18 protein-coding genes are annotated in these 15628 nt (G+C 69.4%); 7 read left to right on the top strand and 11 right to left on the bottom strand.

Translation table 11 applies throughout. The features are described from left to right. Positions 1-26 precede the first annotated feature (26 nt). Genes tatB through sigE form a run of 3 tightly spaced genes read right to left on the bottom strand, consistent with a single transcriptional unit; the run spans position 27 to position 1623 of the window. Positions 27-485 (bottom strand): Sec-independent protein translocase protein TatB, encoded by a 459-nt coding sequence (gene tatB, locus B9Y70_RS12270; RefSeq protein WP_085550553.1) that lies wholly within the window; start codon positions 483-485, stop codon positions 27-29. 37 nt (positions 486-522) lie between these two features. Next, entirely contained in the window at positions 523-936 is a 414-nt protein-coding gene (locus tag B9Y70_RS12265) for an anti-sigma factor family protein (RefSeq protein ID WP_085550552.1), read from the bottom strand. A gap of 54 nt (positions 937-990) precedes the next feature. Then, positions 991-1623, bottom strand: coding sequence for an RNA polymerase sigma factor SigE (gene sigE, locus B9Y70_RS12260; protein WP_085550551.1), 633 nt, complete (start codon positions 1621-1623; stop codon positions 991-993). 150 nt (positions 1624-1773) lie between these two features. Between sigE and B9Y70_RS12255 the strand changes: the two genes are divergently transcribed. Next, on the top strand, positions 1774-2418 hold the full coding sequence (locus B9Y70_RS12255) for an O-methyltransferase (protein ID WP_085550550.1): 645 nt from the start codon (positions 1774-1776) through the stop codon (positions 2416-2418). Positions 2419-2477: 59 nt separating this feature from the next. Here B9Y70_RS12255 and glgC read toward each other — a convergent pair whose 3' ends face one another. Continuing rightward, entirely contained in the window at positions 2478-3695 is a 1218-nt protein-coding gene (glgC, locus tag B9Y70_RS12250) for a glucose-1-phosphate adenylyltransferase (RefSeq protein WP_085550549.1), read from the bottom strand. 135 nt (positions 3696-3830) lie between these two features. Here glgC and glgA point away from each other — a divergent pair, with 135 nt between their 5' ends. Both glgA and B9Y70_RS12240 read left to right on the top strand, forming a co-directional pair. Further along, a complete protein-coding gene (gene glgA, locus B9Y70_RS12245) occupies positions 3831-5003 on the top strand; it encodes a glycogen synthase (protein WP_085550548.1) in 1173 nt (390 codons plus the stop codon). Positions 5004-5010: 7 nt separating this feature from the next. After that, complete coding sequence (locus B9Y70_RS12240; RefSeq protein WP_085550547.1) at positions 5011-6420, top strand: GH32 C-terminal domain-containing protein; 1410 nt, start codon at positions 5011-5013, stop codon at positions 6418-6420. 8 nt (positions 6421-6428) lie between these two features. On the opposite strand, the gene B9Y70_RS12235 is transcribed toward B9Y70_RS12240, so the two are convergent. The 7 genes from B9Y70_RS12235 to dapE are packed head-to-tail and all read right to left on the bottom strand — an operon-like array spanning position 6429 to position 11300. After that, on the bottom strand, positions 6429-7295 hold the full coding sequence (locus B9Y70_RS12235) for a methyltransferase domain-containing protein (protein WP_085550546.1): 867 nt from the start codon (positions 7293-7295) through the stop codon (positions 6429-6431). A gap of 27 nt (positions 7296-7322) precedes the next feature. Then, on the bottom strand, positions 7323-7493 hold the full coding sequence (locus tag B9Y70_RS12230) for a DUF3117 domain-containing protein (RefSeq protein WP_085550545.1): 171 nt from the start codon (positions 7491-7493) through the stop codon (positions 7323-7325). Positions 7494-7536: 43 nt separating this feature from the next. Next, on the bottom strand, positions 7537-7800 hold the full coding sequence (locus B9Y70_RS12225; RefSeq protein WP_085550544.1) for a DivIVA domain-containing protein: 264 nt from the start codon (positions 7798-7800) through the stop codon (positions 7537-7539). Beyond that, the gene (locus B9Y70_RS12220) at positions 7797-8522 is read right to left on the bottom strand and encodes a glucosyl-3-phosphoglycerate synthase (RefSeq protein ID WP_085550543.1); all 726 of its coding nucleotides are present in this window, start codon (positions 8520-8522) and stop codon (positions 7797-7799) included. Before B9Y70_RS12220 ends, B9Y70_RS12225 begins: the two co-directional genes overlap by 4 nt. Then, a complete protein-coding gene (gene folP / locus B9Y70_RS12215) occupies positions 8519-9331 on the bottom strand; it encodes a dihydropteroate synthase (protein WP_085550542.1) in 813 nt (270 codons plus the stop codon). Before folP ends, B9Y70_RS12220 begins: the two co-directional genes overlap by 4 nt. Before the next feature lie 29 nt (positions 9332-9360). After that, a complete protein-coding gene (locus B9Y70_RS12210; RefSeq protein WP_085550541.1) occupies positions 9361-10200 on the bottom strand; it encodes an LOG family protein in 840 nt (279 codons plus the stop codon). Between the two features lie 11 nt (positions 10201-10211). Continuing rightward, positions 10212-11300 carry a succinyl-diaminopimelate desuccinylase gene (gene dapE, locus B9Y70_RS12205; RefSeq protein WP_085550583.1) on the bottom strand — a complete coding sequence of 363 codons (1089 nt, stop codon included), beginning with the start codon at positions 11298-11300 and terminating at the stop codon, positions 10212-10214. Positions 11301-11366: 66 nt separating this feature from the next. On the opposite strand from dapE, the gene B9Y70_RS12200 reads away from it, so the two are divergent. The 4 genes from B9Y70_RS12200 to B9Y70_RS12185 all read left to right on the top strand — a co-directional run. Continuing rightward, positions 11367-12296: a DapH/DapD/GlmU-related protein gene (locus B9Y70_RS12200; protein ID WP_085550540.1), complete on the top strand. Its 930-nt coding sequence runs from the start codon at positions 11367-11369 to the stop codon at positions 12294-12296. 47 nt (positions 12297-12343) lie between these two features. Further along, a complete protein-coding gene (locus B9Y70_RS12195) occupies positions 12344-13732 on the top strand; it encodes an amino acid permease (RefSeq protein WP_085550539.1) in 1389 nt (462 codons plus the stop codon). Next, the gene (gene dapD / locus B9Y70_RS12190) at positions 13729-14700 is read left to right on the top strand and encodes a 2,3,4,5-tetrahydropyridine-2,6-dicarboxylate N-succinyltransferase (protein ID WP_085550538.1); all 972 of its coding nucleotides are present in this window, start codon (positions 13729-13731) and stop codon (positions 14698-14700) included. The genes B9Y70_RS12195 and dapD overlap by 4 nt, the downstream gene beginning before the upstream one ends. 115 nt (positions 14701-14815) lie before the next feature. Further along, positions 14816-15628, top strand: an 813-nt coding sequence (locus tag B9Y70_RS12185) for a hypothetical protein (RefSeq protein ID WP_085550537.1), incomplete at its 3' end; no start/stop codon positions are given.

The raw sequence follows: 15628 nt of genomic DNA, 5'->3' as shown, positions 1-15628 counted from the left end.
GGGCCTTCGCGGGACGCTTTTCCGGCCTACGTGATGTCCGCCCAGGAGAACCCGCCGCCGGTGCCGTAGTCGCCCTTGTTCTCGGGGTTCTGGTTCTGGTTCTGGCGCGCCTGCTGCTGCGAGGGCTGCGGCTGCGGGGAACGCTGCCGCGCGTCGGGGGTGTCCCGGGGATCGTCCTGCATGATCTTCTTCGGGTCGAAGTCGTCGAGGGCGGAGTCGTCGCCGTCGAACAGCGCCTTGGCGATCGCCCCGCGCGGCCCCAGGCGCGTGTACTCCGACACCTGCTCGAGCGGCTTGCGCAGCTCATCGAACTCGGAGCCGAACTCTCCGTTCAGTTCCTTCTTGGCGTTGTTGATCGCACGGCGGGCGGCGAAGACGGCGGCCCGGATGTCCTCGATCAGACCGGGCAGACGCTCCGGGCCGACGACGATGAGCGCCACGATGAGCAGCGTGACGATCTCGATCCAACCAATACTCGAAAACACATGTCCACCTTAGCCCCACGGCCGCCCCGACGGGCAGCTAGTGTCCCTGGTTGCGCTTGACCGCGCGGAGGATCATCTCCATCTTGTCCATGAGCCCCTCCGGGACCGGGGTGGGCGTCGACTCGGCGTCGGGGCCGGAGCGCGGCGGGGTGCTGGCGATGCCGGCCAGACGGGTGAGCAGGTCGTGCGGGGCGCGGACGTCCTCGCCGATGTTGGAGCCGCGGAGCCATTCGGAGGCGCCGCGCTGGCGCTCGATCTCGGCGCGGCACTCGGCGCAGTGCACGAGGTGCACGCGGGCGCGGTGGCAGGCGGTGTCGGAGAGTTCACCGTCGACGAACGCCGCGACCGCCTCGAGGCTGAGGTGCTCGACGGATGCGAATTCCCGACGTCGCCGGGGCCGGCGCTTCGGCGCGCTCGGCCGCGGGATGCGCGGCAGATTGGGGCGGATCATTGCGTGCGTTCGACCTCCTTCCGCGATGGTTGCCGCCAGAATACCCCGAAAGGTCTAGCGGGTCCGCAGGAGAAGCTTCGCGCCCTCGTCCTTCTTCGCGGCGGCCTCGAGGCTCGCGCGCAGCTGGGTCCGGCCGCGGTGGATGCGGGAGCGGACGGTGCCCATCTTCACGCCGAGGGTGTCGGCGATCTCGTCGTAGGACATGCCGACGACGTCACAGAGGACGACAGCGACACGGAAGTCGGGGCTGAGCTGGTCGAGGGCGTCCTGCAGGGCAGGATCGAGGTTGGCGACGCTGTAGGCCTGCTCGGGGGTCATGTCGGTGCCGGGCACGCGCTCGTAGTCCTCGGGCAGGGCCTCCATGCGGATCTTGTTGCGGTGGCGCACCATGTCGAGGAACAGGTTGGTGGTGATGCGGTGCAGCCAGCCCTCGAAGGTGCCTGGCTGGTAGTGCCGGATGGAGCGGAACACGCGCATGAACGTCTCCTGGGTGAGGTCCTCCGCGTCGTGCGGGTTACCGGAGAGACGGAAGGCGAGACGGTAGACGCTGTCGGCGTGTTCGGCGACGAGTTCACCCCAGCTGGGCATGTCCCCCTGGCCGGCGTCGAATGCGGCGGTTCCGGTGAGGTCCTCTGCGGCGGGCAGGGCGGCGTCCCGGGTGTGGGCGTCGTCGTTGATGCGCGTCATGCAGATCATTGTGCCGCACCCCACTGCGTATCGCTACACAGGGGTCTGGCAAAGTTCTGTGAAGACCACACACGCGTCCCAATCGCCACATTACTAACAGCCTCCGTGTCTCCGGCCACGGGACACGCCGACGGACCTACACTGGTCACTGTGACTGACACGGCTTACGACGCACTGCGTTCCTACATCGAATCCACGACGGACATCCCCGAGGCGCTTCTCGACGCCCGCCGCGACGCCGAGGAGTTCGGCCTCACCGTGCCCGACGAGATGACCGGCCAGCTCCTGGCCACCCTCGCCGCCGGGTCCGGCGCGTCGAAGTCCACCGGCGCGGTCGCGGTCACCCCGGCCGCCGGTGTCGTCGGCCTGTACATCCTCCGCGGCCTCGGCGACAAGGGCACCCTGACGTGCATCGACCCCGAGGTCGAGCACCAGACGCAGGCCCGCGCCACGTTCCGCGACGCCGGATACGCCCCCTCCCGCGTGCGCTTCCTGCCCTCCCGCCCGCTGGACGTCATGGGCCGTCTCGCCGCCGAGTCCTACCAGCTCGTCTACGCCGAGGTCGCCCCCGTCGAGCTGCCGGCGGTCGTCGAGGCCGGTTGGCCGTTGCTCACCCCGGGCGGCACCCTGGTCCTCGCCGATGCGCTTCTCGACGCCACCCTCGCCGACGATTCCCGCCGCGACCGCGCCACCGTCGCCGCCCGGGAGGCCGACGAGCTGTCCCGCTCCCTCGAGGGGGCCATCGTCACCCGCCTGCCGCTGGGCGCGGGGCTGACGCTCATCACCAGGAAATAGCCGCACCGGGCCACGGGCAGTCACTCAGCTGACTGCCCGTGGCCCGGTGAACAGGAGGTCTAGACGACCTCGTTCTTGCCGACGACGACGACGCCACCGGCGGAGATCTTGAAACGAGCCTCATCGCGAGCCCGGTCGACGCCGATGATCTCGCCCTCGCGGACGTAGACGTTCTTGTCCAGGATCGCGTGGCGGACGACGGCACCGCGGCCGATGCGGACGCCCGGCATGAGCACGGAGCCCTCGACGGTCGCGCCCTCGGCGACGTGGACGTCACCGGCCAGGACCGAGTTGCGGACGGTACCACCGGAGATGATCGAGCCCGGGGCCACCATGGAGGACTGGGCGATGCCGCCCTGGGTGAACTTCGCCGGCGGGAAGTTCTCGTCCTCGGTGGAGTGGATCGGCCACAGGCGGTTGTACAGGTTGAACACCGGGTGGACGGAGATGAGGTCCATGTGGGCCTCGTAGAACGCGTCGACGGTACCGACGTCACGCCAGTAGCCCTTGTCGCGCTCGGTGGCACCCGGGACCTCGTTGCCCATGAAGTCGTAGACGTGGGCGTCACCGCGCTCGACGAAGTACGGGATAATGTCGCCGCCCATGTCGTGGTCGGAGTCCTCGTTCTTCTCGTCGTCGAGCAGCGCCTTGATGAGGGCATCCGTGGTGAACACGTAGTTGCCCATGGAGGCGTAGGTGACGTCCGGGTCGTCCGGGGTCGAGGGCGGGTCGGCCGGCTTCTCCAGGAACTCGGTGATGTTGCCCTCGTCGTCGGACTGAATGCAGCCGAAGGCGGTGGCCTCCATGCGCGGGACGCGGATACCGGCCACGGAGCAGCCCTTACCGGAGGCGATGTGGTCCTCCACCATCTGCGACGGGTCCATGCGGTAGACGTGGTCCGCGCCGAAGACGATGACGTAGTCCGGCTTCTCGTCGTAGATGAGGTTGATGGACTGGACGATGGCGTCGGCGGAACCGGTGAACCAGCGCTTACCGCGGCGCTGCTGGGCGGGCACGGAGGCGATGTACTGGGACACCGGGCCGTGCAGCGACCAGGCCTGCGAGATGTGGCGGTCGAGGGAGTGCGACTTGTACTGGGTCAGGACCGCGATCTTGAGGTATCCGGCGTTGACCAGGTTCGACAGGACGAAGTCGATGAGTCGGTAGCTGCCGCCGAAGGGCACCGCGGGCTTGGCGCGGTCTTCGGTGAGCGGGAAAAGGCGCTTGCCTTCACCGCCGGCAAGGACAATGGCGAGAACGTTCGGCTGAGTCTTCACACACCCCAATCTAGGTCGTCCCCGTGGTTTTCGCCGGGGAAGATGACATTCACTCCCCATTCCCTCCCCCCTACGGGTCCCACCACCCCCGATACCCCCTGCACGGGCAGCGGGGCGTCGCTACGCTTGGGTCCTATGAGAGTCGGAATGATGACCAGAGAGTATCCCCCGGAGATCTACGGCGGTGCCGGTGTCCACGTCACCGAGCTGACCCGCTTCATGCGTGAGATCACGGAGGTCGACGTCCACTGCATGGGCGCACCCCGCGACATGGAGGGTGTCCACGTCCACGGCGTCGACCCGGCCCTCGAGGACGCCAACGCGGCGATCAAGACCCTGTCCACCGGCCTGCGCATGGCCCAGGCGGCCGACAACGTCGACGTCGTCCACTCCCACACCTGGTACGCCGGTCTCGGCGGCCACCTCGCCGGCAAGCTCCACGGCATCCCGCACGTCGCCACCGCCCACTCCCTCGAGCCGCACCGTCCCTGGAAGCGCGAGCAGCTCGGAGGCGGCTACGAGGTCTCCTCCTGGTCGGAGAAGAACGCCATGGAGTACGCCGACGCCGTCATCGCCGTCTCCGCCCGCATGAAGGATTCCATCCTCGAGGCGTACCCGCGCATCGACGCCGACCGGGTCCACGTCGTCCTCAACGGCATCGACACCGAACTCTGGGCCCCGCGCCCCACCTTCGACGAGGCGGAGAACTCAGTGCTCACCGAGCTGGGCGTCGACCCGAACCGCCCGATCGTCGCCTTCGTCGGCCGCATCACCCGCCAGAAGGGTGTCGAGCACCTGGTCAAGGCCGCCGCCCACTTCGACGAGGGCGTCCAGCTGGTCCTGTGTGCCGGCGCCCCGGACACCCCGGAGATCGCCGCCCGCACCACCGCCCTCGTGGAGGAGCTGCAGGCCCAGCGCGACGGCATCTTCTGGGTGCAGAACATGCTCGAGCGCGACCGGATCCAGGAGATCCTCACCGCCGCCGACACCTTCGTGTGCCCGTCCATCTACGAGCCGCTGGGCATCGTCAACCTCGAGGCCATGGCGTGCGGCACCGCGGTCGTCGCCTCCGATGTGGGCGGTATCCCGGAGGTCGTCGTCGACGGCGAGACCGGCACCCTCGTCCACTACGACGAGAACGACGTGGAGACCTTCGAGCGGGAGATCGCCGAGCAGGTCAACGCCATGGTCGCAGACAGCGAGCGCGCGAAGAAGTTCGGCGCGGCCGGCCGTGACCGCGCCGTCGACAAGTTCTCCTGGGCCACCATCGCCCAGCAGACCGTCGACATCTACGAGTCCCTTCGTTAGGAGCCCTGTGAGTTCATACCGACCCGAACTGCACGTCACGCCGGAGTCGGGGGTTCTGGACGCCCCCGCGGGTGTGCTTCTCGACGACGAGACGTGGCACCTGTTCCACCAGTACCGTCCCTCCCCCACCGAGCCCGCCCGCTGGGCCCACGCGGTCTCGCTCAACGGACCCTTCGACTGGGAGATCTGCGACGACGCCCTCGTCCCCGCCGGGGGCGAGACCGCCGTGCGCGCCGGTGCCGTCGTCTCCAACGGTGACGGCCTCGACCTGTACTTCACCTCCGTCACCGCCGCCGGCACCTCCATCCAGGTCGCCCACCTCGACGACCTCGACGAGGAGTGCCCCGTCTCCGACGACGAGTTCGCCGTGGACACCCGGGTACGCCGCAACGGGGACATCATCAGCAACCGCGACGACCACGTGCGCTTCCGCTCCCCCTGCGTCGTCCCCGACTGGGAGTCCGACGAGGACCGTCACGCCGGCCACGACGGCTGGCTCATGCTGTGCGTCACCGGCAGCGGCGACGCGCCCGTCCCCGTGGTGCTCACCAGCCCCGACGGCCGGGCCTGGGACTTCGTCGGCGAGCTGTCCTACGCCGGCGACCCCGGCTTCGACGCCTCCGCCATCGTCGTCGGCCCGCGCATCATCCGACTCCGCGACGAGGTCGACGGCCACATCTACGACGTCCTGCTCGTCACCCTCGAGGACTCCGGAGTCGACGTCTCCGGCTACCTCGTGGGCACCCTGCGCGACGCCGAGTTCGAGGTGAAGACCCCCTTCACCCGCATCGACCACGGCCACGACTTCACCCGCCCCCGCAACACCAACGTCACCCCGGGCACCGTGAAGCCGGAGAAGCGCTACCTGCAGTCCGTTATCTTCGGCCTGCTCAACGGCACCGGCCGCCGGGACGACCCCTCCGGGCACCTGTCCCTCACCGAGGAGGGCTGGGCGAACTGCCTGTCTCTGCCGCGCGTGGTCACCCTGCAGGGCGGGCTGGTGTTCCAGACCCCGCCGGCCGGGCTGCCCGACGCGATCAGCCAATCCAACGCTGCCCGCTCGTGGACCGGACTGTGCGAGATCCCCGCCGGATCGACCCTCACCGCGACGCTTGTCGACGCCGCCGGCCGCCCCGCCGCCACCGTCACCCATTCCGGTGCACAGCTGGTCATCGACCGGTCGATGAACCCCCACCACAGCGGCGACCCCGTCGCCACGGCCGAGCTGGCGGAGGGCGACTCCGACTCGCTGTCGATTTTCGTCGACGGCTCCACGGTGGAGGTCTTCGCCGACGGTGGTGCCGTCACCATGGCCAGCCGCGTCTACATCGACGGCGGCTGCGCCGAGATCCGCGTGGAGACCACCGGCGACGCCGAGGTCGAGCAGTACTGGAGCCGCGGCCCCGGCTCCGTCTAGGTCCAGGTCTAGGCCCGGCCCATCCGCGTGACATGGGCGCGGGCCGTGACCTGCATGGTCTCCGGCAGGTCTGCGATACGGCGGGCCAGCTCCCCGGCCTCGATGTGACGGGCGGAGGGGCTCATGCCGATCTGCGCGGCGATGGACTCCTTGTCCAGGGTCATGGGGAACTCGATGAGCTCCGGCTCCGTCACGGGGGCGAGATGCCCGGCGGCCTGCTCGAGGAGGCGGTCAATCTTGCCCTCCTCCACGTCGAGGATGCCCAGCGGCTCACGCAGCTCGGCGAGGTGACCGCGGTCGGCGGTGAGGAAGATCGCCTGCCCACCCTCGGTGAGTACGCGGGCGAACTCCGCGGCGTTGCGCGGGGCGAACACGACCGTGATCGCGTCGACGGAGGTGTCCCGCATCGGCAGGCGCTCCCACACGTCGGCCACGACGGCACCGACCCGCGGGTGGCAGCGGGCCAGGTGCTTCGCCGCGTGGACGGAGATGTCCATGCCCACGCCGCGGGCCCCCTCGACGTCGTCGAGGGTGTGGGAGAGGTAGTAGCCCGTGCCCGCGCCGATCTCGGCGATGACGGGGCGGGCGGTGTCGGGGACCGCGGCGTCGTCGAGTGCATCGTGCACGCCCGCGGTGACCGCCTCCACGAAGGGTGCGAAATGCCCGCGGGACAGGAACGTCTCGCGGGCGAGAACCATCTCCATGCTGTCACCCTGGTGGCGGAGACCGGCGCCGGCGGCGAGGGTCACATATCCCTGTCGGGCCACGTCGAAGGAGTGGCCGGACTCGGAGACCAGGCGGGTGAAGTCGTCCGCGCCGGACAGCGGGGTGCCGTCGGCGGGATCGGCGAGCACGTCGATGATGTCGGAGAGCATGCCTCACAGCATACCTCCGGAGATTGTCTAGCCTTCAGCCGCTGCGGTCAGCAGGGCGCCGAGCTCGGCGGCCTCCTCCTTGCTCATCTCGACGACGAGGCGTCCGCCACCGTCCGACGGGATCCGCATCACGATCTTCCGGCTCTCCTCCACTGCCTCCATGGGTCCGTTGCCGGTACGCGGCTTCATAGCTGCCATAGTCAGTTGGCTCCTTCTTGAGTGATCGTCTACCCTGACCAGTTTAGTCCTTTTTCGGATCGGGGAGGCGGGCCGCCAGCGCCGCGATGACCTCGTCGACCTGTTCCGGCCGGTAACCGCGGGGGACGATCTCGAACTCGATGCCGTCGATGTCCCCCTCCGTGACGGCCCGCAGGTTGGCCTCGCGGGTGGCGTCCGGGTCGAGCGGCTCGAGCAGCTCCCCGCGCCCGAACACGCTCCCCCACAACCACGTGCCGATGGCGGTGAGCGCGAGCAGCAGGACGATGAGCAGCAGCCAGGAGATCATGGCTGCAGGATATCCGACAGCGGGGGCCGCGCCCCGACACCCCGGCCCAGCAGCGTCGCCGCCACAACGTCGGCCATAGGGGCCAGCTCCGCGAGGGGGCGGTTGCGGTGCCGGCGCACCCCGAGGTCGACCTGGGTGACGGCGGTGGGGCCGTGGAGGCGGGCGACGTCGAGAAGCAGGCCGGCCTCGACGCCGTAACCGGCGGCGAACGGCAGGCGCAGAGCGGTGGCCCGGCGGACGGCGTACTCGCCGGCGAGCGGCTGGTTGATGTGCGCGAGCTGCGGGTGCAGGACCCGGATGAGGGGTTTCGCGGTGAGCTCCGTGACACGCCCCCCACCGGTGGGCTGCCCGCGGAAGGTGCGGCGGTAGTCGGCCTTGACGAGATGGATGCGCGGGTCGGCGAAAGGGGTGGTCAGGGCAGTGACCATGCCCGCGGCGGGGCGCTCGAGGTCGGCGTCGATGAACACGACGATGTCCCCGGTGGCGGCCGCCACCCCACGCCACAGCGACTCCCCCTTGCCCGGCTGCGGGGGGATCCCCGGGAGGACAGCACGCCAGTTGAGCACCGTCGCTCCGGCGGCGGTGGCCTCCTCGGCGGTGCGGTCGGTGGAGTCGGCGTCGATGACGAGAACCTCGTGGGGGGCGTCGGCCAGCACCGCCGCGACCACCCCGGCCACGGTGGGGGCCTCGTTGAGGGCGGGGATGACGACGGAGACCCTCACGCCAGCCCCCGGATCGTGTGCAGCGGCGGGGCGTCGCCGGCGATGGCGGCCGTCATGCGGATGACGTCGACCGTCTCGGCCACCTCGTGGGAGCGGAAGGCGGCGACCCCGCGGGCGGCGGCCCAGGCGGTGGCGGCGAGTGTCCCGGCGACGCGCTCCCCCACCGGGCGGTCGACGGTCTCCCCGACGAAGTCCTTGTTGCTCAGGGCCATGAGGACGGGCCAGCCGGTGGCGACGATCTCGTCGATACGCCGCAGCAGCTCCAGCCCGTGGAAGGTGTTCTTGCCGAAGTCGTGCGTCGGGTCGAGGAAGATCGACTCCTCCGGGACGCCCAGCGTCACGGCGCGCTCGGCGAGGCGGGTGGTCTCGGCGATGACGTCGGCGACGACGTCGTCGAAATGCACCCGGTGGGGGCGCGTCCGCGGCCGCACGCCACCCGTGTGCGAGCAGACGTAGCCGACCCGGTGCTGGCCGGCGACCTCGACGAGCTCCGGGTCGTAGCCCGCCCACGTGTCGTTGACCAGGCCGGCACCCGCCCGGATGGCGGCGTCGGCGACGGATGCCCGCCACGTGTCCACGGAGATGAGCACGTCCGGGTGGCGCTCGGCGACGGCGGCGATGATCGGCACGACGCGGTCGATCTCCTCCGCCGCGTCCACCGACGAACCGGGGCCCGCCTTGACGCCGCCGATGTCGACGATGCGCGCCCCCTGCGCGATGACGTCGTCACAGCGGCGCAGGGCGGCGTCGTCGGCGAAGGTGGCGCCCTTGTCGTAGAAGGAGTCCGGGGTGCGGTTGACGATCGCCATCACCGCGGGAAGATGACTGTCCACGGGATCTAGCAGCGGCGGTCGTGCTTCTCCATGACCTCGGACACCGGGGTGTACTGGTCGCGGGTCTCCGGCTCGGCGAGACGCTGATCCGACATGACGCGGTGCGCCTCGACGATGTGCTCGACGGCCTCCTCCACGGAGTCGGTGACGAGGAACAGGTCCATGTCCTCCGGGGAGATGAGCCCCTCGGCAAGGACGCGCTCCCGGATCCAGTCGATGAGCCCACCCCAGAACTCGGTGCCCAGCAGGACGATCGGGAAGTTGGTCACCTTGCCGGTCTGCACCATGCACAGCACCTCGAAGAGCTCGTCGAGGGTGCCGAAACCACCCGGCAGACAGACGAACGCCTGCGAGTACTTGAGGAACATCGTCTTGCGGGCGAAGAAGTAGCGGAAGTTCAGGCCCAGGTCGACCCAGTTGTTGAGATGCTGCTCGTGCGGGAGCTCGATGCCCAGGCCGACGGACAGGCCATCCGCTTCGTGGGCGCCGCGGTTGGGGGCCTCCATGAGGCCCGGACCGCCGCCGGTGACGACGGCGTACTCGGCGTCGACGAGCGCCTTACCCAGGTCACAGCCCTGCTGGTACCAGGGGTGCCCCTCCGGGATGCGGGCCGAACCGAAGACGGTGACGGCCTTCGGCATGGAGGCCAGGGCGTCGAAACCGGCGACGAACTCACCCTGGATGCGCAGGATGCGCCACGGGTCGGCGTGCAGCCAGTCGTGGTCGGAGCCGAGCTCCAGCAGACGCTGGTCGTAGGTCGACTTCTTCTCCCCGTCGGTGCGCAGCAGCATGGGGCCGCGCAGCATCCGGGCCTTGTCGGGATCGGGAGTGATGTTCGGAGCCATAATCCTCAAACCTAGCTGTTTCCGACGGGTCGCGCCGGGGTGAGGAAGTCCCGCAGCTGCGTCGCCACCCGCGTGATGTGCTCGACCGGGACCTGCTCCTCCTGGCGGTGCGCGTACGAGGGGTCGCCGGGGCCGAAGTTGACCGCCGGAACACCCAGCTCGGCGAAGCGGGCGACGTCCGTCCAGCCGTACTTGGCCTTCACCTCGCCGACCTGCGCGATGAGCGCCGCGGCCGCCGGCTTGTCCAGCCCCGGGTGGGCGCCCGCCACGGAGTCCTCGAGGGTGACCTCGTAGCCCTCCAGATGCTTCTCGACGCGCGCCAGCGCCTCCTCCGCCGTGAGATCCGGCGCGAAACGGTAGTTGACCAGGGCGTACGCCTCGTCGGGGATGATGTTGGTGGCCAGGTAGCTCTCCAGCTTCACGACGTTGAGCCCCTCCCGGTAGACGCAGCCGTCGATGTCCACCTCGCGGTTGTCCCACTCGGCGATCCGCTGGATGGCGGGGGCCAGCTTGTGGGCGGCGTTGTCGCCGAGCCAGCCGCGGGCCGAATGGGCACGCCTCCCGCGGGTGGTGACGCGCACGCGCAGGGTACCCTGGCAGCCGGCCTCGACGATCGCCCCGGAGGGCTCACCCAGCAGTGCCAGATCACCCTGCAGCCACTCGGGGTCGCTGGCCGCCAGGTGACCGAGCCCGTTGAACTGGCTGTCGACCTCCTCGCACTCGTAGGCGATGACGGTCAGGTCGAAGGCCAGGTCCGGGGAGGTGGCCAGGGTGGCGAACAGGTGCAGGTACACCGCCAGGCCCGACTTCATGTCGACGGTGCCGCAGCCGTACATGACGCCGTCGACGAGCCGGTGGGGGACGTTGTCGGCGATGGGCACCGTGTCCAGGTGGCCGGCGAGGACGACCCGCTCCGCCCGGCCCCGGTCGGTGCGCGCGGCGACGGTGTTGCCGCGGCGGATGACCTGGACACCGGGGACGTCGATAAGCGCCTGCTCCACCAGATCAGCGATGTGTTTCTCCTGGTGGGAGGGGCTGGGGATGTCCACCAGCGCGGCGGTGAGGGCGACGGGGTCGGAGGTCAGATCGAGGGGTTTCACCTGACCCAGGGTACCCAGGGTCACTGAAGGTGTGTGGGCGCGGAGCGCACCGTAGACTCTGGAGATATGACAACACAGGGAGCAACCGCGGTCGGGATCGCCAACATCGCCATGGATGGCACCATTCTGGACACCTGGTACCCCGAGCCCGACCTCGTCGACGGCACCGGACTCGTCTCCGGCACCGAGCGACTCGGCGCCGCCGACATCCCCGACAGCATGCTCAAGCTCGTGCTCCTCGACGAGGACCGCATGGTCGAACAGGTCGCCGTCCGCACCACCATCGCCGACCTGCAGGCCCTGCCCATCGACGCCCACGACGTCTACCTGCGCCTCCACCTGCTCTCCCACCGCCTCGTCCGCCCCCTCGAGCTCAACATGGACGGCTCCCTGCGCCGCCTGTCCACCGTCGTGTGGACCAACAAGGGCCCGTGCACCCCGGACAACTTCGAGTTCGTCCGCACCGCCCTGCGCTCCCGCGGCCTCATCCACGTCTACGGCATCGAGAAGCTGCCCCGCATGGTCGACTACGTCGTCCCCTCCGGCGTCAACATCGCCGAGGCCGAACGCGTCCGCCTCGGCGCCTACCTCGCCCCCGGCACCCGCGTGCTCCGCGAGGGCTACGTCTCCTTCAACTCGGGCTCCCTGGGTGCCGCCCGCATCGAGGGCCGCCTGTCCTCCTCCACCGTCATCGGCGAGGGCACCGACGTCGGCCTGTCGTCCACCGTCATGGCGCGCCGCCGCTCCGACGGCCTGCGCGACCCCATCACCATCGGCGCGAACTGCACCTTCGGCGTCTCTTCCGGCGTCATCGGCCTCAACATCGGCGACAACTGCACCCTGGGCTCCAACATCGTCCTCGAGGCCGACACCCAGGTGTGGGACGCCGACGCCAACCACCACGTCGCCGCCTCCTCCCTCAACGGCCAGTCCAACTGGTCCGTGCGCCGCGAGGTCGGTCACGCCGAGCCGGTCCTGCGCCGCGTCTGGCAGTAGAGGGGCGGTCGCGGGGGCGGCCGGGCCGAGGATTATCCTCGGTAGATATGACCACAAGTCACCGCCCCCAGACTGAACTCGGCACCGGGCTGAAGACCCGCCACCTCACCATGATGGGCCTCGGCTCCGCGATCGGCGCCGGGCTGTTCCTCGGAACCGGTGTCGGTATCCAGGCGGCCGGACCCGCCGTGCTGCTCGCCTACCTGGCGGCCGGCATCATCGTGGTGCTCGTCATGGAGATGCTCGGCGAGATGGCCGCGGCCCGCCCCTCCTCCGGCTCCTTCTCCACCTACAGCAAGCAGGCGTTCGGCCACTGGGCCGGATTCACCATGGGCTGGCTGTACTGGTTCATGCTCATCATGGTGATGGGTGCCGAGATGACCGGCGCCGCCGCCATCATGGGCGGCTGGTTCGGCGTCGACCCGTGGATCCCGGCCCTCGTGTGCGTGGTGTTCTTCGCGGTGGTCAACTTCGCGCAGGTCCGCGGGTTCGGCGAATTCGAGTTCTGGTTCGCCTTCATCAAGGTGGCGGTCATCATCGGTTTCCTCCTGATCGGCGTGGCGCTGGTCTTCGGCTGGCTGCCCGGCGTCGAGCCGGTGGGGCTGACCAACTTCCTCGGTGAGGACGGTTTCATGCCGAACGGCTGGCCGGGTCTGGCCGCCGGCCTGCTGGCCGTCGCCTTCGCCTTCGGCGGCATCGAGCTGGTGACCATCGCGGCGGCCGAGTCGGAGAAGCCCTCGCAGGCCATCGCCGTGGCCGTGCGATCCGTCATCTGGCGCATCGCCGTCTTCTACATCGGCTCCGTCCTGGTGATCACCCTGCTGCTCCCCTACGACCAGCTCGGTGCCGCGGAGACCGCCGCCGAATCCCCCTTCACCGCGGTGCTCGGCATGGCCGACCTGCCGGGCGTCGTCGGCTTCATGGAGGCCGTCATCGTCCTGGCCCTGCTGTCGGCGTTCAACGCCCAGATCTACGGCACCTCCCGCCTCGTCCACTCCCTCGCCCTGGACCGTGATGCTCCTCGCATTTTCGCGGTGACCAACCGGGACTCCGTGCCCATCAACGCCGTCGTGCTGTCGATGTTCTTCGCCTTCGCCTCGGTGGGGCTGCAGTACTGGAACCCGGAGGGGCTGCTCACCTTCCTGCTCAACGCCGTCGGCGGTTGCCTCATCGTCATCTGGATCATGATCACCGCTTCCTACCTGCGCCTTCACCCGCAGCTGGAGGATCTCGGCGAGATCTCCACGGTACGCATGTGGGGGTGGCCGTGGCTCGGGTGGGCGACCATGATCGCCCTGTGGTCGCTCGTCGCCCTCATGCTTTTCGACGCCGCCGCCCGCTCTCAGGTCATCGCCGTCGTGGTCGTCGTGGCCGTGCTCGTGGGCCTCGCCAATCTCACGAAATGGGGACAGGGTCGGGTATCGTCTCGGCCATGACTTCAGCCACCGCGCGCGGACTTGCGACCATCACGCACGACGGAACCGTACTCGACGTCTGGTTCCCTGCCCCGAAGTTGACGGATGATCCCCTCGAGGCCGGCACCCGGCGCCTGGAGGACACCCCGCAGCAGTTCGCCGCCCTGGCCGGCCCCGACGAGGACCGCGGTGTCGCCCGCGTCGCCGTGACCACCTCCATCGCCTCCCTCGAGGACGCCCCCGTCGACGCCTACGACGTCTACCTGCGTCTCCACCTCCTCTCCCACCGCCTCGTCGTCCCGAACCACCTCAACCTCGACGGCGTCTACGACCTGCTGGCCAACGTCGTGTGGACCAACTACGGGCCCTGTGCCGTCGCCGACTTCCAGATGGTCCGCGGCCGCCTCACCGCCCGCGGCCCCGTCACCGTGTTCTCCGTCGACAAGTTCCCGCGCATGGTCGACTACGTCGTCCCCTCCGGTGTGCGCATCGCCGACGCCGACCGCGTCCGCCTCGGTGCCCACCTCGCGGAGGGCACCACCGTCATGCACGAGGGCTTCGTCAACTTCAACGCCGGCACCCTGGGCACCTCGATGGTCGAGGGCCGCCTGTCCGCCGGCGTCGTCATCGGCGACGGCACCGACATCGGCGGCGGCGCCTCCGTCATGGGCACCCTGTCCGGTGGCGGCAAGGAGGTCATCTCCATCGGCGAGCGCTGCCTCCTCGGCGCCAACTCCGGCATCGGCATCTCCCTGGGTGACGACTGCGTCGTCGAGGCCGGCCTCTACGTCACCTCCGGCACCAAGGTCACCGTCTGGGGCACGGTCGCCCAGAAGGCCGGCACCGACAACGGCCACCGCATCAAGGCCGCCGAGCTCTCCGGCGTCAGCGGCGTCCTCTACCGCCGCAACTCCCTGTCCGGCGCCGTCGAGGCCACACCGAGCGACTCCCGCCCCGTGGACCTCAATCACACACTGCACAACAACTAGGTTGTCAACTGGTAGCCCGACAGGAAGTCGGGTGTCTGTGGATAGGTGGGGGTTGTCCACAGGTCGGGTTGGTTGCTTGTCGACGCCCGCGTGATTCCGGTTTATCGTCCGGGGCATGGACATCGATGCGGCGTTGCAGGCCCTGCGGGGCATGCGGGTGCTGGAGGAGCTTTCCTCCGGTCGCCTGTCGACGTCGCGCATCGAAACACTCGGTTTCAAGGATGCGGGGGCGTGGGAGCGGTTGGCGGGGGTGTACTTCGGCCCCACCCGGCACAAGCGACTGCAGGCCGCCGCGAGGGTGGCAGCCGACGGGCTGTCGTTGGATGCGTTGGGTGTGGTGGAAAAGCACACCCGCAAACTGCTCAAGGGTGCCGCAGTCACCGAATGGGAACTACGTGTCGAGTTGTGTGGCCTGCGGGGCACGGTGGGGGAGATCGACCGGGCGGCTGCCGCCCGGGTGCGCGCCTACAACCGCACGGTCGATGATGTCGAGCAGCAGGCCTACGGGCGACGTTCCATCAAGGGCGGGAAGAACACCGACTCACAAGGGTTGCGCACGATCACCATCACCGGCCCGGAACGCCATATCACCGGTTTCCTCGGCCGGCTGCGTCCCACCGCTAGCAGGTTGCGGCGGGAGAACCCGAAGCTCGGCTACGAGCAGGCGCTGTATGACGCGTTGATGCAGGCCGGCCCGGTGGGTGGAGGCCCGGTCGCCCCGGTGCCGCAGGTGGTCGTACATCTGCCGGACTGGGTGCAGATCCTGCGCGGGGAGGGCTCCGACACCGTGCTGGGGTTGACCGACGGCACGACGATGACCGGTGCGCAGATGTTGGAGCAGGTCACCGCGGACTACTACTACGTGGGGTTGTATCACCCGGTGGAGGGGCCGGTGGATCTCTACCGGTCGCAGCGCACCGCGAGCCTG

The sequence above is a fragment of the Corynebacterium pollutisoli genome (genome assembly GCF_900177745.1).
GTDB lineage: Bacteria > Actinomycetota > Actinomycetes > Mycobacteriales > Mycobacteriaceae > Corynebacterium > Corynebacterium pollutisoli.
Note: the sequence above shows the minus strand (reverse complement) of the source record. Positions and strands in the feature narration are given on the sequence as shown.